We start from the raw sequence: 18,063 nt of genomic DNA on the forward strand, positions 1-18,063 counted from the left end.
CGCCATGCCGAGCGCCTCATCGCTTTATGCTGCAATAGATTTAGGATCTAACAGCTTTCATATGCTGGTGGTGCGCGAGGTGGCTGGCAGTATCCAGACCGTTGCGCGCATTAAACGCAAAGTGCGTCTGGCCGCCGGCCTGGACAGCGACAGCCGTCTTTCCCTTGAGGCGATGACGCGCGGCTGGCAGTGCCTGGAACTCTTTTCGGAGCAGCTACAGGATATTCCGGCGGAGCAGATCCGCGTGGTCGCTACCGCGACCCTGCGTCTGGCCGTCAATGCCGGTACCTTCCTCTATAAAGCGCAGGAGATCCTTGGCTGCGCCATTAATGTCATCAGCGGCGAGGAAGAAGCCTGCCTGATTTATCAGGGCGTGGCGCACACCACCGGCGGCTCCGATAAGCGTCTGGTGGTCGATATCGGCGGCGGCAGCACCGAGCTGGTTACCGGCCGCGGCGAACAGCCTGGCGCCCTCTTTAGCCTGCCGATGGGCTGCGTCACCTGGCTGGAGCGCTACTTCGGCGATCGCCATCTGGGCAAGCTTAACTTTGACGAGGCGGAGCAGGCGGCCAGCGCTATGATCCGCCCGGTAGCGGAAAAACTGCGCGAACAGGGTTGGGAGATTTGCGTCGGCGCTTCCGGCACCGTGCAGGCGCTGCAGGAGATCATGATGGCGCAGGGCATGGATGAGCGCATCACGCTCGCCAAGCTTCAGCAGCTGAAGCAGCGCGCCATCCAGTGCGGCAAACTGGAAGAGCTGGAAATCGAAGGGCTGACGCTGGAGCGCGCGCTGGTTTTCCCCAGCGGCCTCTCTATTCTTATCGCCATCTTCACCGAACTGAATATCAGCAGTATGACGCTGGCCGGCGGCGCGCTGCGCGAAGGCCTGGTGTACGGTATGCTGCAGCTACCGGTGAATCGCGATATTCGTAGCCGTACGCTGCACAATATACAGCGGCGCTTTGCTATTGATGCCGATCAGGCGGAGCGCGTGCGGACGCTGGCGGAAAGCTTTACCCGCCAGGTGAGCCACAGCTGGAAACTGGATGAACGCTGCCGCGAGCTGCTTAACAGCGCCTGTCTGATCCATGAGATCGGCCTTAGCGTCGATTTTAAGCAGGCGCCGCAACATGCCGCCTACCTGATTCGCCATCTTGATCTGCCGGGCTTTACGCCTGCGCAGAAAAAGCTGCTGGCGACGCTGCTGCAAAATCAGGTTAACGGCATCGATTTAGCCCTGCTCAGCCAGCAAAACGCGGTGCCGCCGCGCATGGCGGAAAGAATGTGTCGACTGCTGCGGCTGGCGATTATCTTTGCCAGCCGTCGCCGCGACGATACCTTGCCAGCGGTTCGTCTGCAGGCCGAGGACGACAATCTGCAGCTGACGCTGCCGGCTGGCTGGATGACGGCGCATCCGCTGCGCGCGGAGCTGCTGGAGCAGGAAAGCCGCTGGCAGAGCTACGTTCACTGGCAGTTAACCCTCAGCTGACTATGGCTCAGGCGCAGCGATTCGCGTTTCATCAGGCGCGAATCGCCGCATTTCACCTGGGCGTCGCAAAGGCGATAATTGCCGTCTAACCGGCGCTTTTCGCCTTATCCAGCATCGCCCGCAATCCCGCGACGCGGCTCTGCCCGGTCTGCATCCGCTGTTCCGGACTGACGACTTTGCGCTCGGTTTCCCACGCCAGATCGTCCTGAGGCAGTTCCAGCAGAAAACGGCTCGGTTCCGGACGAATCGTTTCGCCATACTGGCGGCGTTCGCGGCATAGCGTAAAGGTCAGCTCTTTCTGCGCGCGCGTGATACCGACGTAAGCCAGTCGCCGCTCCTCTTCCACATTGTTTTCATCGATGCTGCTTTGGTGCGGCAACAGCCCTTCCTCCATGCCGACAAGATAAACATAAGGGAACTCCAGGCCTTTTGAAGCGTGCAGCGTCATCAGCTGCACCTGATCTGCCTCTTCATCACTTTCGCCACGCTCCATCATATCGCGCAGCGTAAAGCGCGTGACCACCTGTGTCAGCGTCATCGGCTCGTCGATATCGCTGCCTTCCAGCATTTCGGTCATCCACTGAAAAAGCGTATTGACGTTTTTCATGCGCATTTCGGCGGCCTTCGGGCTGGCGGAGGTCTCAAACAGCCAGCTTTCGTAATCGATGCCGCGGATCAGATCGCGTACCGCGGCGACCGGCTCGCGCTCCGCCAGCTGCGCTATCTCCCGCAGCCAGAAAGTAAACCGCTGCAGCGATTCCAGCCCGCGCCCGGTCAGCGTCTGACTCAGTCCCATATCAAAGCTGGCGGTGAACAGGCTTTTATTGCGCTGCATCGCCCACTCGCCCAACTTGCGCAGCGTGGTTGGCCCGATTTCCCGTCTTGGCGTGTTGACGATACGCATAAAGGCGCTGTCGTCATCCGGATTGGTCAGTATCCGCAGGTAAGCGAGCAGATCTTTGATCTCCGGTCGCGAAAAGAAAGAGGTGCCGCCGGAGATTCGGTAAGGAATGCGGTTCTGCATCAGCATTTTTTCAAAAACGCGCGACTGGTGGTTGCCGCGATAAAGGATGGCGTAATCCTTGTACTGCGTTCTGTTGATAAAATGATGCGCTATCAGCTCGCCGGTAACGCGTTCGGCCTCGTGCTCTTCGTGGTTAGCCGTTACCACTTTCAGCTCTGCGCCATAGCCCAGCTCCGAGAACAGGCGCTTTTCGAATACGTGCGGATTGTTGGCGATCAGAATGTTGGCTGCTTTCAGAATACGTTCGGAAGAGCGATAGTTTTGCTCCAGCTTGATCACCTGCAGCGCCGGAAAATCCTCTTTCAGCAGCACCAGGTTCTGCGGCCTCGCGCCGCGCCAGGAGTAAATAGACTGATCGTCGTCACCTACCACCGTAAAACGCGCTCGCGCGCCTACCAGGAGTTTTACCAGCTCGTACTGGCTGGTGTTGGTATCCTGATACTCATCCACCAGCAGATAGCGGATGCGCTGCTGCCAGCGTTCGCGCGCTTCCTGATTGCGCTGGAAAAGCAGCGTCGGCAGCAGGATCAGATCGTCAAAGTCCAGCACGTTGCAGGCTTTCAGATGCTGATCGTAAAGGCTGTAGCAGTGAGCGAAAATCTTATCGCGTTCCGATTGCGCGGCGGCGGCGGCCCGCGAAGGATCCATCAGATCGTTCTTCCAGTTAGAAATCGTCGAAACCAGCTGCTGCAGCAGATTTTTATCATTTTCCAGCCACTGCTCGGTCAGCTCTTTTAACAGCGCCAGCTGATCCTGGTCGTCAAACAACGAGAAGTTGGATTTCATGTTTAACGCGGCGTATTCGCGCTTGATAATTTCCAGTCCCAGCGTATGGAAAGTGGAGATCATCAGGCCGCGCGCCTCTTTGCGGCCCAGCGTTTGCGCCACACGCTCTTTCATCTCGCGCGAGGCTTTATTGGTAAAGGTCACCGCAGCGATATGGCGGGCCTGATAGCCGCATTCGCGGATAAGATGGGCGATTTTATTGGTAATCACGCGCGTTTTGCCCGAGCCCGCACCGGCCAGCACCAGACACGGCCCGGTGACGAATTCGACGGCTTGTTGCTGACCAGGATTAAGACGCATAGGGATTTACTCGATGAAATGACAGAGGGAAAGAAATCACAGCGTGGTAGTATAGCCAGCAGCATCCATACGACTCAAGGTACGATCATGGCAAAAACCGCAGCAGCACTCCATATCCTTGTAAAGGAAGAGAAACTGGCGCAGGACCTTCTGGCACAGCTGGAACAGGGCGCTGATTTTGAAAAACTGGCGAAAAAGCATTCAATCTGCCCGTCAGGCAAAAAAGGCGGCCACTTAGGCGAGTTTAAACAGGGCGCGATGGTGCCGGCTTTCGATAAAGTGGTGTTCTCCTGCCCGCTTATCACGCCTTACGGGCCGCTGCATACCCAGTTTGGCTATCACATTATCAAGGTGCTGTACCGCAACTAAGCGCGTCGCCGCCAGCGACTTTCGGCTGCCGTTGCGTAGCCGGAAGTCGCCTGTTTTCCCCTGTTCCCTTGCCCAGCAGCGTCTCCGCGTCCTTCCCCTGAATAAATATTGTACAGAACCGGTAAAAAAAGGCTAAATTCGTACGGCTTGATAAAAAAGCTCACGGCAGGATCCGTGATTTAGTCACCTCAGGGAGAGAAAAATGCATCCAGTGCTACAGGCTTTAAAACAGCGGGCAGCCGCCTGGACTCAGTTCCGCCGCGACCTGCATCAGCATCCGGAAACGGGGTTTGAGGAAGAGCGCACCAGCCAGCGAGTGGCGGAAAAGCTGAAAGAGTTCGGCTACAGCGTACACCAGGGAATGGCGAAAACCGGCGTGATCGGCACGCTGAAAGTTGGCAACGGCGGAAAAGTACTGGGATTACGTGCCGATATGGACGCGTTGCCCATGACGGAAAACAGCGGTAAAGCCTGGAGCAGTCAGAACAGCGGAAAGTTTCACGGCTGCGGTCATGACGGCCATACCACCATTCTGCTTTGCGCCGCAGAGTATCTGGCACAGCATCGAAATTTCAACGGCACGCTTCATCTGATTTTTCAGCCAGCGGAAGAGTTGCTGTGCGGCGGGAAAGCGATGCTGGAAGATGGCCTGCTGCAGAAGTTTCCATGCGATGCGCTGTTCGGCCTGCATAATATGCCTGGCCTGCCGACCGGCCATTTTTACTTCAGAAAAGGGGCCATGATGGCCTCATCCGATCGGGTGCATATCACCGTTACCGGTGTCGGCGGCCACGGCGCCATGCCGGAAAACAGCGTTGACGCTACGCTGGTCGCCTGCCATATCGCCGTCGCCCTGCAAACTATCGTTTCCCGCAACGTTACGCCTTTCGCTCAGGCAGTGGTGACCATTGGCAGCATCCAGTCCGGCGAGGCGGCCAATATTATCAACGAGAAAGCGGTATTGAAGTTGAGCGTCAGAGCGCTCGATCCGCAGATTCGCCAGCTGTTGCTGAAGCGCATTGATGAAATCGCCCGACTGCAGGCACAAAGTTTTAATGCCGTCGCGGAAGTCGCGCATATTAATGGCTGCCCGGTGCTGGTTAACAATAGCGAAGCGACCGATTTTGCTATCGATGTAGCGCGCGAGCTGGTCGGCGAGGCTTCAGTTTGCGCCGAGGCGCCCGCGTTGATGGGCAGCGAGGATTTCGCTTTTATGCTGGAAGCGCAGCCAAAAGGCGTTTATCCGATCGTCGGCGCGGGCGAAGGCGCCACGGTGCATAATCCGGCTTACGATTTCAATGACGAACTCATCGCGCCGGCCGCCGCTTACTGGTGCCTGCTGACGCAGCGTTATTTGCGATAAACAAGACGAATGATGGCGCCGAAACAGCGGCAGTAAGCGTAAAAAAAAGCGCGGCAGTCGCCGCGCTCTTCCCTTCCCGATGCGGATTAGCCCGCAACCGCGATGCGTTTCATATCGGTCATGTAGCCACGCAGCTTGCTGCCTACGGATTCGATAGGATGATTGCGGATCGCTTCGTTCACGTCGCGCAGCTGCGCGTTATCTACCGTGGTCGACGCTGGCGCCGCTTTGCCCAGATCGCCCGCCTGCAGCGTGGTCATAAACTCTTTCAGCAGCGGTACGGCCGCGTAAGAGAACAGGTAGTTGCCGTATTCCGCCGTGTCGGAGATCACCACGTTCATTTCATACAGACGCTTACGCGCGATGGTGTTGGCGATCAGCGGAAGTTCGTGCAGCGATTCGTAGTAGGCGGACTCTTCGATGATGCCGGAAGCGACCATAGTTTCAAACGCCAGCTCGACGCCCGCTTTCACCATAGCGATCATCAGTACGCCCTGATCGAAGTAGTCCTGCTCGGCGATTTTGCCTTCAAACTGCGGCGCCGTCTCGAAGGCGGTTTTGCCGGTTTCTTCGCGCCAGCCCAGCAGTTTTTTATCGTCGTTGGCCCAGTCGGCCATCATGCCGGAAGAGAATTCACCGGAGATGATGTCATCCATATGCTTCTGGAACAGCGGCGCCATAATGGTTTTCAGCTGTTCGGAAAGCTCGAACGCGCGCAGTTTCGCCGGGTTTGACAGGCGATCCATCATCAGCGTGATACCGCCCTGCTTCAGCGCTTCGGTCACGGTTTCCCAGCCGAACTGGATCAGTTTTTCCGCATAGGCTGGATCGGTCCCTTCCGCCACCAGCTTGTCGAAGCAGAGCAGCGAGCCGGCCTGCAGCATACCGCACAGAATGGTCTGTTCGCCCATCAGGTCGGATTTCACTTCGGCCACGAAAGAGGACTCCAGCACGCCGGCACGATGGCCGCCGGTCGCCGCCGCCCAGGCTTTGGCGATCGCCATGCCTTCGCCTTTCGGATCGTTTTCCGGGTGAACGGCGATAAGCGTAGGTACCCCGAAGCCGCGCTTGTACTCTTCACGAACCTCAGTACCCGGACATTTCGGCGCCACCATCACTACCGTGATGTCTTTGCGGATCTGCTCGCCGACTTCCACGATATTGAAACCGTGCGAGTAGCCCAGCGCCGCGCCATCCTTCATCAGCGGCTGTACAGCCTGCACAACGGCGCTGTGCTGCTTATCCGGCGTCAGGTTAACCACCAGATCCGCCTGCGGGATCAGTTCTTCGTAGGTGCCAACCTTGAAACCGTTCTCGGTCGCTTTACGCCAGGAAGCACGCTTTTCCGCGATGGCTTCCGCACGCAGCGCATAGGCGATATCCAGGCCGGAATCGCGCATGTTGAGACCCTGGTTGAGCCCCTGAGCACCACAGCCAACAATGACGACTTTTTTGCCTTTCAGGTAGCTTGCTTCGTCCGCAAACTCGTCGCGCGCCATAAAGCGGCATTTACCTAATTGCGCTAACTGGTTGCGCAGGTTCAAAGTGTTGAAGTAGTTAGCCATGGAAACTCCTGAGGTTGTGTTCATCTTTTATTTGTTGGTGATACGGCATCACCCTCTTGATTCCCATCATATGACAGGAAATGTATTGCTTAAATTGATATATTAACAACGTCATATTGCAATTACTGCAACGCAAAAATGAGGCCGACAGCGCATGGATTTACGCGATCTGAAACTTTTTCTGCATCTGGCCGAGAGCCGCCACTTTGGCCGTAGCGCGCGAGCGATGCACGTCAGCCCTTCTACCCTTTCCCGCCAGATTCAGCGGCTGGAAGAAGACCTCGGCCAGACGCTGTTTCTGCGCGACAACCGTACCGTGACGCTGACCGACGCCGGCGAACAGCTGCGGCAGTTTGCCCAGCAAACGCTGTTACAGTATCAGCAGTTGCGCCACGCTATCGGCCAGCACGGGCCGTCGCTGAGCGGCGAGCTGCGCCTGTTCTGTTCGGTGACGGCGGCCTACAGTCATCTGCCGCCCATCCTGGATCGGTTTCGCGCTGAGCATCCGCTGGTGGAGATCAAGCTCACCACCGGCGATCCCGCTGACGCGGTGGAGAAAGTACAGAGCGCCGAGGCCGATATCGCTATCGCCGGACGGCCGGAGACGCTGCCGGCCAGCATCGGATTTACCGCGCTGGGCCCGATTCCGCTGGTGCTGATCGCGCCGGCGCTGCCCTGTCCGGTACGCAGCCAGGCCAGCCAGCCGGAACCCGACTGGCCGCAGATCCCGTTTATCCTGCCCGATCAGGGGCCGACCCGGCAGCGTATCGATCTCTGGTTTCGCCGCCGCCGCATCGCTAACCCGCTGATTTACGCAACCGTGGCCGGACATGAGGCTATTGTGTCGATGGTGGCGCTGGGCTGCGGCGTCGCGCTGATCCCTGACGTGGTGCTGGAGAACAGCCCGGAGCCGATCCGCAACCGTATCCTGGAACTGGAAAATATTGATATCGTCGCGCCGCTGGAGCTGGGCGTTTGCGTGCAGAAAAAGCGGCTCAACGAGCCGCTTATCGATGCTTTCTGGAGCCTGCTTTAGCCTGCCAGGAAGAAGCTGAAGGCCGGATTATCGGTTTCGTCGTGGCAGTCGTAGCCCAGAGCCGCCAGGTGTTCCTCGAACTGCGGTTCGTTCTCTCCCAGCTCAAAGCCCGCCAACACGCGGCCATAGTCGGTGCCGTGGCTGCGATAGTGGAACAGCGAAATGTTCCAGTGCGTGCCCAGCGTCTGCAGAAAACGCAGCAGCGCGCCGGGCGCTTCCGGAAACTCGAAGCTGTAGAGACGTTCGCGCAGCGGCTTCGACGGTCTTCCGCCGACCATATAGCGCACGTGCAGCTTCGCCATTTCGTCATCGGAAAGATCCACTACCTTGTAGCCGCCCTCATTCAGCAGCTGCAGTATTTCCTGACGTTCTTCCAGACCGCGCGTCAGCCTCACGCCAACAAAGATGCAGGCGTTGTCCGGATTGGCGAAGCGGTAGTTGAATTCGGTGACCGAACGGCCGCCCAGCAGCTGGCAGAATTTCAGGAAACTGCCTTTCTGCTCGGGAATGGTGACCGCCAGCAGCGCTTCGCGCTGTTCCCCCAGCTCGCAGCGTTCGGAAACGTAGCGCAGACCGTGGAAATTGACGTTGGCGCCGGAAAGAATATGCGCCAGCCGCTCGCCTTTGATCTGATGCTGCTGGATATACTTTTTCATACCCGCCAGCGCCAGCGCGCCGGAAGGCTCCGCTACGGCGCGCACGTCTTCAAACAGATCTTTCATCGCCGCGCAGATAGCGTCGCTGTCTACGGTGATGATGTCGTCCAGATATTCCTGACAAAGCCGGAAGGTTTCGCTGCCGATACGTTTTACCGCCACGCCTTCGGCAAAGAGCCCAACGCGTGGCAGATCGACCGGCTCGCCCGCTTCCAGTGCCGCTTTCAGACAGGCTGAATCTTCCGCCTCCACCGCGATCACCTTGATCTGCGGCATCAGCTGCTTGATCAGTACCGCCACGCCAGCGGCCAAACCGCCGCCGCCAACCGGCACGAAAACGCGATCGATATGCGCATCCTGCTGCAGCAGCTCCATCGCCAGCGTGCCCTGTCCGGCAATCACCATCGGATGATCGAACGGCGGCACGAAGGTATAACCCTGCTGCTGCGCCAGCTCGATCGCTTTGGCCTTCGCCTCGTCGAAATTGGCGCCAAACAGGTAAGTCTCACCGCCAAACGCCCGCACGGCATCGACTTTGATGTCTGCGGTCGCCACCGGCATCACGATCAGGGATTTTATCCCCAGCCGCGTCGCCGAGAGCGCGACGCCCTGTGCGTGGTTGCCCGCCGAAGCGGTGATCACGCCGCAGGCTTTCTGCTCTTCGCTCAGCGAAGCGATCATCGCGTAAGCGCCGCGCAGCTTGAAGCTGTGCACCGGCTGGCGATCTTCGCGTTTCACCAGCACCGTGTTGCCAAGACGGGAAGAGATTTTCTCCATCTTTTGCAGCGGCGTAACCTGCGCAACCTCGTACACCGGCGAGCGGAGCACCGCTCGCAGATACTCCGCGCCGCAAGGCTCGGCGGGTAGCGGTTGAGACTCTGCCATATTTTTTAGCCTCCCAGCTTGCTCTTGTCACGTACGGCGCCTTTGTCTGCGCTGGTCGCCAGTAAGGCGTAGGCGCGCAGAGCGAAGGAGACCTGACGTTCACGATCGTGCGGCGTATAAGCCGCATCGCCGCGCGCCAGCTCTTCCTCACGACGGGCGTGCAGTTCATTATCCGGCACATCCAGTTTGATGCCGCGATTTGGAATGTCGATATCGATCATATCGCCGTCTTTTACCAGCGCGATGGTGCCGCCGCTGGCTGCTTCCGGCGAGGCATGACCAATTGAAAGTCCGGACGTGCCGCCGGAGAAACGCCCGTCGGTGATCAGCGCGCAGCTTTTCCCCAACCCCATGGATTTCAGGTAGGTGGTTGGATAAAGCATCTCCTGCATACCCGGCCCGCCTTTCGGCCCTTCGTAGCGGATCACTACCACGTCGCCAGCCACCACTTTTCCGCCCAGGATAGCGGATACGGCATCGTCCTGGCTTTCATAAACTTTCGCCGGGCCGCGGAAAGTCAGGATCTCTTTCTCTACGCCTGCGGTTTTAACGATGCAGCCATCTTCCGCCAGGTTGCCATACAGCACGGCCAGGCCGCCGTCCTGGCTGTAAGCGTATTCGCGGGAACGGATGCAGCCTTCCTGACGGTCATCATCCAGCGTTTCCCAGCGAGTATCCTGCGAGAACGCCTGCGTAGTGCGGATACCGGCCGGGCCGGCGCGAAACATTTTCTTCACCGCTTCGTCTTTGGTCAGCACGATATCGTACTGATCCAGCGTCTCTTCCAGGCTCAAGCCCAGCACGTTTCTGACGTTGCTGTTCATCAGGCCCGCACGGTGCAGTTCACCCAAAATGCCCAGCACGCCGCCCGCGCGATGCACGTCTTCCATATGATATTTCGGGGTGCTTGGCGCAACCTTGCACAGATGCGGCACCAGGCGCGACAGCCGGTCGATATCAGACATGTTGAAGTCGATTTCGCCTTCCTGCGCCGCGGCCAGCAGATGCAGAACGGTATTGGTGGAGCCGCCCATCGCGATATCCAGCGTCATCGCGTTTTCAAACGCCGCCTTGCTGGCGATATTGCGCGGCAGTACGCTTTCGTCATCCTGCTCGTAATAGCGTTTCGCCAGACCGACGATGCGTTCGCCCGCTTTCAGGAACAGTTCTTTACGGTCGGCATGTGTCGCCAGCAGCGAGCCGTTGCCCGGCTGCGACAGGCCCAGCGCTTCCGTCAGGCAGTTCATGGAGTTGGCGGTAAACATACCGGAACAGGAGCCGCAGGTCGGACAGGCCGAGCGCTCGATTTTGTCGCTGTCCTCGTCGCTGACGTTCGGGTTGGCGCCCTGAATCATCGCGTCGACCAGATCCAGCTTGATGATTTTGTCGGAAAGTTTAGTTTTACCGGCTTCCATCGGGCCGCCGGAAACAAAAATCACCGGAATATTCAGGCGCAGGGAAGCCATCAGCATACCCGGCGTGATTTTGTCGCAGTTGGAGATACAGACCATCGCATCGGCGCAGTGAGCGTTGACCATATATTCGACCGAGTCGGCGATCAGCTCGCGCGAAGGCAGAGAGTAGAGCATGCCGCCGTGCCCCATCGCGATGCCATCATCAACGGCGATGGTGTTGAACTCTTTGGCGACGCCGCCGGAAGCTTCGATCTGCTCGGCAACCAGTTTGCCCAGATCGCGCAGGTGTACGTGGCCCGGTACAAACTGCGTAAAGGAGTTGACCACGGCGATGATTGGCTTGCCGAAATCGTCATCGGTCATACCCGTGGCGCGCCACAGCGCGCGGGCACCAGCCATATTACGGCCGTGAGTGGTGGTGGCGGAACGGTACTTAGGCATGCTCATACTCCAGAATCAGATAATACACGGGCGTCAAACGACGCCCGCAAATGTCATTGTTATGGGTTTACCGGATCCAGCCAGCCCCATTTGTCTTCGGTTTCGCCAGTGAACAGGCCAAAGAAAGCGGACTGAATGCGGGTAGTGATCGGGCCGCGTTTGCCTTCGCCGACCTGGATACCGTCCACGCTACGCACCGGCGTGATTTCCGCCGCGGTGCCGGACATAAAGATTTCGTCGGCCAGATAGAGCGATTCACGCGACAGCACCTGCTCGCGCACTTCGATGCCCATATCTTTCGCCAGCTTAATGATCGCATCGCGGGTGATGCCCGGCAGCGCGGAAGAGGTAAACGGCGGCGTAAACAGGATGCCATCTTTTACTTCGAACAGGTTTTCGCCAGCGCCTTCGGAGATATAGCCCTGAGTATCCAGCGCAATACCTTCCTGATAGCCGTGACGGCGCGCTTCGCTGCCCACCAGCAGAGAGGAAAGGTAGTTGCCGCCCGCTTTTGCCGCGGTCGGCAGCGTGTTCGGCGCGACGCGGTTCCAGGAGGAAACCATCGCATCAATGCCCTGCTCCAGCGCTTCCGCGCCCAGGTACGCGCCCCACGGGAAAGCGGCGATAATGACGTCGGTGCTGTAACCATCCGGCGGATTCACGCCCAGGCCCACGTCGCCGACAAACACCAGCGGACGAATATAGGCGCTGGTCAGTTTATTGACGCGCAGCACCTCGCGGCAGGCTTCCATCAGCTCATCAACGCTTTGGGTCACAGGAAAACGGTAGATTTTTGCAGAGTCGCGCAGACGCTGCATATGTTCACGATGGCGGAAGACTACCGGGCCTTTGTGCGAGTCGTAGCAGCGGACGCCTTCGAATACCGAGGTGCCGTAGTGCAGCGCGTGGGACATCACGCTAACCTTCGCGTCTTCCCACTTAACCATCTCGCCATTGAACCAGATAAAGTCAGCTTTCTTCGTCATTCTTCTTTTCCTTTCGCGCTCAGGCGCGGATTTGTTGTGTTGTCTGGTGCTGGATGTGAACGGTAGCAACATCCATCAGCTTGCTTAACTGTGTTGACAGTAAATCGACCGGGCGCTGGCTGGCAACGGTCATCGCAATATTTATGCTGTCGCTGTTTTCGCCTGAGGACATATTCATGGCGCAAACCTGGAAACCGCGATGGCGAACCACACGCAAAATGCGCTCCAGGATTTCAGGACGCAGGCGCGCCTCTATGGATAACTGATGCTGCATCATGAGCTTTTCTCCATCATATTTTCGTTGCTGGCGCCCGGCGGCACCAGCGGCCAGACGTTTTCAAGTTCGTCGATAGCGACGTGCAGCATGTAAGGCCCTTCGCTGTTCAGCAAAGCGTCCAGTGCTGCGGCGACCTGGTCTTTACGGGTGATGCGCTGGCCTGGAATATCGAAAGCGCGAGCCAGCATCAGGAAATCGGGATTATCAGACAAATTGGTTTCGCTGTAGCGCTCCGAGAAGAACAGCTGCTGCCACTGGCGCACCATGCCTAAACGCTGGTTATCCAGCAGGACAATTTTTACCGGCAGCTGCTTGCGCTTGATGGTGCCCAGCTCCTGCACATTCATCATAAAAGAGCCGTCACCGGAAACGCAGATAACGGTATCTTCCGGCCGGGCAACCTGCGCGCCTACCGCAGCGGGCAAACCGAAACCCATAGTGCCCAGGCCGCTGGAGGTGATGAAATCTTCCGGCTGGTTAAAACTTATATGCTGCGCTGACCACATCTGATGCTGGCCTACGTCCGTCGTCACTACGGCGCGCGCGGGTTTCCGCTCGGAAAGCTGCTTTAAGAACAGCGGCGCGTAAATTGCTTCGCCAGGATGGTCGTAGCGCCAGCCATGATCGGCTTTCAGCTGTTGTACGTGCTCGCGCCATGCGCCGATATCCATTGGATGGTACAGATCGGGCAGCAGCCTGTTGAGATCGCCCTGCAGACCGACGTGCGCCTGGCGCAGCTTGTTCAGCTCGGCGGGATCGATATCCATATGAATAACGCTGGCGTGCGGAGCGAAGGTGTCCAGCTTGCCGGTAACGCGGTCGTCGAAGCGGGCGCCGACGGCAATCAGCAAATCGCACTGCTGTACGGCGTAGTTGGCCGCTTTAGTGCCGTGCATACCTAACATGCCCAGATAGCAGGGATCCTGCGCGTCGGGCGCGCCCAACCCTTTCAGCGTGGCCACGGTTGGGATACCGGTTTCGCGAGCGAAGGCGCGCAAAGCCTCAACCGCGCCCGCCATTCCAACGCCGCCGCCTACATAGAGGATCGGTTTTTTTGCCTGAGAAAGCATAACGCGAGCCTGTTGCAGCGCCTGATGAGGATGTTCCGCCTCATCTTCAACCGCCGCCAGATGCGCGGTCAGTTCGCCGCTGGCCAGCTGAATATCTTTAGGTATGTCGATCAATACCGGGCCAGGTCGTCCGGATTGGGCAATGGCAAAAGCTTCAGCCATCACTTCCGGCAGCTCTTCCAGCGAACCAACCAAAAAACTATGTTTGGTGCAGGCCAGCGACAGCCCGAGCACGTCGATCTCCTGAAAAGCGTCTGTGCCAATCAGGCCGCCCGCGACCTGACCGGTGATAGCGACAACCGGAACAGAGTCCATCATCGCATCGGCAAGACCGGTGATCAGATTGGTCGCGCCAGGCCCGGAAGTAGCGATGCAGACCCCCACTTTTCCGGTAGAACGGGCGTAGCCGATAGCGGCCATAGCGGCGCCCTGCTCGTGCCGGCACAGTAGGTGTTCGACGCCGCCATCGTAGAGCGCGTCATAGACGGGCATAATCGCACCACCCGGATAGCCGAAAACGGTTTCGACTCCCTGCCCACGCAACGCCTGAACCACCCACTGAGCACCATTCATAGTTATTTCCCCGCCTCTCGCTGGGAACAACAGCATTTTATTCTACTGTTCATCTTCTGTTCCTCTGTCGTTGATCGCCTGTAAGCACTGTCCAAAAAAAAACCCCCGGACCTTTCGGTGCGGGGGTTCTTCTGAAATCAGGCTTGATTTTTAAGCCTTTCTTTCTCCGAGCGTAGCCCCGCACGGCGTGATAATAATCACGACGACGTTGATAATGACAAGGCTTAGGACTCGTAGAAGGGCTTTCATTTGTATTCGATAATTTCACTTGTTCGAAGTAATGCCTACAGAGTTATCACAGTTATCCGTCCGTGTTCAACTTTTTTCATCATTTAATTTTATGACGCAGTGCGCGATTAATAAGAAAACAATGAATAATCAAAGCGTAAGCCAAATACTGAAAATTTTTCATTACCCACGCACCGTAATCGCTTTCACCTGTGAGATCTGCGAGCGGCTCCGAAATTTCGCTAAACCATTTTTGTAAGCGAGTAAATTTTTTGCGAGCCGCCTCGGTAAGCCAAAGTTCGGCTATCGCCCCGGCGCCGGCAGCAAGAGACAATAACGGCCATAAGGAGTCACCATGTCGTTATCTGTTACCTATACACGCGCGGCTATCGGCGTAGAAGCGCCTTTGGTTACCATCGAAGTGCATTTGAGTAACGGCCTGCCTGCGCTGACGCTGGTCGGCCTGCCGGAAACCACAGTTAAAGAAGCCCGTGAACGAGTCAGAAGCGCGTTGATTAATTGCGGCTTCACTTTTCCTGCACGGCGTATCACCGTTAATCTGGCGCCTGCGGATCTACCTAAAGAGGGCGGCAGGTACGATCTGCCTATCGCTATAGCGATTCTGGCCGCCTCAGAGCAAATCAATGGAGAAAAACTCGGGGAATATGAGCTGTTGGGCGAGCTGGCGCTGACAGGCGCTGTAAGAGGCGTACAGGCCGCTATTCCTGCGGCAATGGCGGCGGCGGAATCAGGCAGAACGCTGATCCTGTCGAAAGACAATCGTCACGAGGCGGGCCTTGTCAGCCATGCGCAAAGTCGTCTGGCAGATAATCTGCTGGAGGTTTGCGCTTTTTTCAACGGACAGGCGGAACTGGAACAGGCCGATTATACGCCGTCTGAGTCGCCGCTGCCTTCAGAAGACTTAAGCGAGGTGATTGGCCAGCAGCAGGCCAAAAGAGCGCTGGAGATTACCGCTGCCGGCGGTCATAACCTGCTGCTGATAGGCCCGCCTGGCACAGGCAAAACCATGCTGGCTTCACGGCTGATTGGACTGCTGCCGCCATTAAGCGATCGTGAAGCGCTTGAGAGCGCCGCTATCGCCAGCGTGGCGAGTACGTCGCTGGCAAACCATCAGTGGCGTCAGCGTCCTTTCAGAACGCCTCACCACACTTCTTCCCGCTATGCGCTGGTTGGCGGCGGCGCCTTACCCAAACCCGGCGAAATTTCGCTGGCGCACAATGGCGTCCTTTTTCTTGACGAGCTGCCAGAGTTTGAACGCAGAACGCTGGACGCGCTGCGGGAACCGATTGAATCTGGCAGCGTTTGCCTTTCACGCGCTAAAGCAAAGGTAACCTATCCGGCCTGTTTTCAGCTGGTCGCCGCGATGAATCCCAGCCCTACCGGCCAGCATGGCGCGAGGCATAACCGCAGCACGCCGCAACAAACGCTGCGCTACCTCAATCGCCTTTCCGGCCCTTTTCTCGATCGGTTTGACCTCTCGCTGGAAGTGCCTTTGCTGCCGCCCGGCACGCTTAGTCAGGCAGCCGCTGGCGAATCCAGCGCCGCGGTACGTCAACGCGTGTTGGCTGCCAGAGCCATTCAGCAGGCTCGCGCGGAAACCATCAATGGGAAATTAACCTCTGGCGATATAAGGCAATATTGTGAAATCAGTAAAGAAGATGCCCGCTGGCTGGAGGAAGTATTAAATCAGTTAGGGCTTTCGGTTCGCGCCTGGCAACGCATTCTAAAAGTAGCCAGAACCATTGCTGATTTAGCCGGAAGCGAAAAGATTAACCGGGAACATTTACACGAAGCATTGAGCTATCGCGCAATAGACAGACTGTTGCTTCACTTACTTAACAGTCTGGAATGAGGTTTACCTTGCAAAAAAGCGTTTATCGCTGACAATAAAGGGGCCGAAGCCCCTTTATTGTTAATCATCACTGTCCGAGTAGTCTTCAACGCCTTCCATCTGCGGCTTGCCGCCGGAAAGCGTATGAAAACGTTTAGGACGTTTGATGCGCGTCATATATTTTGACCAAACCCGTTCTGCTTCGGTCTGGGGTTCGCGTACGCCGCGACATACTTCAATAAACAGACGCTCTTCTTCCGTTACTGGCTCACGCTTTGCCAAATCCAGCTCGTTAAAAGCGTAACCATAACGCTCAAGAAGTTGAGCTTCTTTGATGGTGAAATCACCGTGACGGGAGAACCCGCGCGGGTAATGTTTGTTATCAAAAAAACGATTCGTTGTTGCGAAGCTTTCCGCCATTTTACACGCTCCTAACTCTTTTATGGCCGTGCTATTTATGGCGCGGAGTATTAGATACGCTTGACAGAGTGTAAAACAAAACATTTAAATCATGACGACAAATGATTTTCAGGAGACGGATGTGGATACGGAATTATTAAAAACCTTTCTTGAAGTGAGCAGAACTCGCCACTTTGGACGTGCCGCTGAAGCGCTCTATCTCACCCAATCTGCCGTTAGTTTTCGTATCAGGCAGCTGGAAAATCAGCTCGGTGTTAACCTTTTCACCCGCCATCGCAACAATATTCGGCTGACGTCGGCGGGAGAACGACTCCTTCCCTACGCAGAGAGCTTGATGAGCACCTGGACGATGGCCAAGAAAGAGGTTGCTCATACCCAACAGCATCACGAGCTTTCAATCGGCGCCAGCGCTTCTTTATGGGAAGCCTACCTGACGCCCTGGCTACAGACGCTGTATGAAAACCGGGAAGATTTGCATCTGGAAGCAAGAGTGGCTCAGCGCCATCTGTTGGTAAAGCAGCTACATGAACGCCAGCTGGATCTGTTGATTACCACCGAATCGCCAAAAATGGATGAGCTGACCAGCCAGCAGATCGGTCATATTTCATTGACGCTCTATCGTTCACGGAAATCTGAGAAACGTGAAAAATATGACTATATTAAGCTGGAATGGGGCGCGGATTTCCATCAACACGAGAGCTATCTGGCAGGCGCTGACGACGTGCCCGTACTGACAACTACCTCGGCGCATTTAACGCGTCAGCTGCTTCATACTACAGGTGCATGCGCTTTCCTGCCGGATCTCTGGCACAGCGAATATGCCGACCTGATCGTTATTCCGGATACGCCTGTTGCTGTTCGCCCGCTATATGCCGTCTGGTTGCAAAACAGCGACCAGCAGGCGCACATCAGGCAGCTGCTGAAGTTTCCTGTGAATTTATCCTGATTAAACTACTCATTCGTCATGAAATAATGGTCAGCTCGCTGGCCATTTTTAATGGGTGATTATCACTGTTAAAGAAAGGAGATCGGAAAAGATGAGAGTTTTAAAAAGGAAGGTATAGCTGTAAAGCCAGATAAAGAAAGGAGAGATCGATGACTACGGTAACCCTGCTACGGCCGTTTTCAGCACAAAAAAAATCCTTTGCCGAAGCAAAGGATTATTTTCTGGCAGGGGCGGAGGGACTCGAACCCCCAACACCCGGTTTTGGAGACCGGTGCTCTACCAATTGAACTACGCCCCTAAATAGGGTGGCGGAACGGACGGGGCTCGAACCCGCGACCCCCTGCGTGACAGGCAGGTATTCTAACCAACTGAACTACCGCTC

At 56.9% G+C, this 18,063-nt stretch carries 15 protein-coding genes and 1 tRNA gene; 6 read left to right on the forward strand and 10 right to left on the reverse strand.

The window, feature by feature from the left end:
* Positions 1–4 precede the first annotated feature (4 nt).
* A complete protein-coding gene (gene gppA / locus MKZ79_RS21020) occupies positions 5–1,489 on the forward strand; it encodes a guanosine-5'-triphosphate,3'-diphosphate diphosphatase (RefSeq protein ID WP_336144566.1) in 1,485 nt (494 codons plus the stop codon).
* 85 nt (positions 1,490–1,574) lie between these two features.
* On the opposite strand, the gene rep is transcribed toward gppA, so the two are convergent.
* Positions 1,575–3,599: a DNA helicase Rep gene (rep, locus tag MKZ79_RS21025; protein WP_336144567.1), complete on the reverse strand. Its 2,025-nt coding sequence runs from the start codon at positions 3,597–3,599 to the stop codon at positions 1,575–1,577.
* Positions 3,600–3,686: 87 nt separating this feature from the next.
* Between rep and ppiC the strand changes: the two genes are divergently transcribed.
* Positions 3,687–3,968: a peptidylprolyl isomerase PpiC gene (gene ppiC / locus MKZ79_RS21030; RefSeq protein ID WP_125290737.1), complete on the forward strand. Its 282-nt coding sequence runs from the start codon at positions 3,687–3,689 to the stop codon at positions 3,966–3,968.
* Between the two features lie 202 nt (positions 3,969–4,170).
* Positions 4,171–5,331, forward strand: a complete 1,161-nt coding sequence (locus tag MKZ79_RS21035) for a M20 aminoacylase family protein (RefSeq protein ID WP_336144568.1) — start codon at positions 4,171–4,173, stop codon at positions 5,329–5,331.
* A gap of 86 nt (positions 5,332–5,417) precedes the next feature.
* On the opposite strand, the gene ilvC is transcribed toward MKZ79_RS21035, so the two are convergent.
* Positions 5,418–6,896 (reverse strand): ketol-acid reductoisomerase, encoded by a 1,479-nt coding sequence (gene ilvC, locus MKZ79_RS21040; RefSeq protein ID WP_336144569.1) that lies wholly within the window; start codon positions 6,894–6,896, stop codon positions 5,418–5,420.
* A 154-nt stretch (positions 6,897–7,050) separates the two neighbouring features.
* Here ilvC and ilvY point away from each other — a divergent pair, with 154 nt between their 5' ends.
* Positions 7,051–7,932, forward strand: a complete 882-nt coding sequence (ilvY, locus tag MKZ79_RS21045; RefSeq protein WP_336144570.1) for an HTH-type transcriptional activator IlvY — start codon at positions 7,051–7,053, stop codon at positions 7,930–7,932.
* On the opposite strand, the gene ilvA is transcribed toward ilvY, so the two are convergent.
* From ilvA to ilvL, 6 genes are all read right to left on the reverse strand, one after another.
* Positions 7,929–9,473, reverse strand: a complete 1,545-nt coding sequence (gene ilvA, locus MKZ79_RS21050; RefSeq protein ID WP_336144571.1) for a threonine ammonia-lyase, biosynthetic — start codon at positions 9,471–9,473, stop codon at positions 7,929–7,931. The genes ilvY and ilvA overlap by 4 nt on opposite strands.
* A 5-nt stretch (positions 9,474–9,478) precedes the next feature.
* Positions 9,479–11,329: a dihydroxy-acid dehydratase gene (ilvD, locus tag MKZ79_RS21055; protein WP_336144572.1), complete on the reverse strand. Its 1,851-nt coding sequence runs from the start codon at positions 11,327–11,329 to the stop codon at positions 9,479–9,481.
* Positions 11,330–11,388: 59 nt separating this feature from the next.
* The gene (locus tag MKZ79_RS21060; RefSeq protein ID WP_336144573.1) at positions 11,389–12,315 is read right to left on the reverse strand and encodes a branched-chain amino acid transaminase; all 927 of its coding nucleotides are present in this window, start codon (positions 12,313–12,315) and stop codon (positions 11,389–11,391) included.
* Between the two features lie 19 nt (positions 12,316–12,334).
* The gene (gene ilvM, locus MKZ79_RS21065) at positions 12,335–12,592 is read right to left on the reverse strand and encodes an acetolactate synthase 2 small subunit (protein ID WP_125290744.1); all 258 of its coding nucleotides are present in this window, start codon (positions 12,590–12,592) and stop codon (positions 12,335–12,337) included.
* Positions 12,589–14,235, reverse strand: coding sequence for an acetolactate synthase 2 catalytic subunit (gene ilvG, locus MKZ79_RS21070; protein ID WP_336144574.1), 1,647 nt, complete (start codon positions 14,233–14,235; stop codon positions 12,589–12,591). The genes ilvM and ilvG overlap by 4 nt, the downstream gene beginning before the upstream one ends.
* 150 nt (positions 14,236–14,385) lie before the next feature.
* Complete coding sequence (gene ilvL, locus MKZ79_RS21075) at positions 14,386–14,484, reverse strand: ilv operon leader peptide (RefSeq protein ID WP_336144575.1); 99 nt, start codon at positions 14,482–14,484, stop codon at positions 14,386–14,388.
* 334 nt (positions 14,485–14,818) lie between these two features.
* Between ilvL and MKZ79_RS21080 the strand changes: the two genes are divergently transcribed.
* The gene (locus MKZ79_RS21080) at positions 14,819–16,336 is read left to right on the forward strand and encodes a YifB family Mg chelatase-like AAA ATPase (RefSeq protein WP_336144576.1); all 1,518 of its coding nucleotides are present in this window, start codon (positions 14,819–14,821) and stop codon (positions 16,334–16,336) included.
* A 60-nt stretch (positions 16,337–16,396) separates the two neighbouring features.
* Here the strand turns inward: MKZ79_RS21080 and MKZ79_RS21085 are convergent, their stop codons facing one another.
* Positions 16,397–16,735 carry a DUF413 domain-containing protein gene (locus tag MKZ79_RS21085; protein WP_336144577.1) on the reverse strand — a complete coding sequence of 113 codons (339 nt, stop codon included), beginning with the start codon at positions 16,733–16,735 and terminating at the stop codon, positions 16,397–16,399.
* 121 nt (positions 16,736–16,856) lie between these two features.
* On the opposite strand from MKZ79_RS21085, the gene hdfR reads away from it, so the two are divergent.
* Positions 16,857–17,681, forward strand: coding sequence for an HTH-type transcriptional regulator HdfR (gene hdfR, locus MKZ79_RS21090; RefSeq protein WP_336144578.1), 825 nt, complete (start codon positions 16,857–16,859; stop codon positions 17,679–17,681).
* A 222-nt stretch (positions 17,682–17,903) separates the two neighbouring features.
* Here hdfR and MKZ79_RS21095 read toward each other — a convergent pair.
* A tRNA-Trp gene (locus MKZ79_RS21095) sits at positions 17,904–17,979 on the reverse strand.
* Positions 17,980–18,063: the final 84 nt, after the last annotated feature.

Source organism: Erwinia sp. CGal63 (assembly GCF_037026505.1).
GTDB lineage: Bacteria > Pseudomonadota > Gammaproteobacteria > Enterobacterales > Enterobacteriaceae > Erwinia.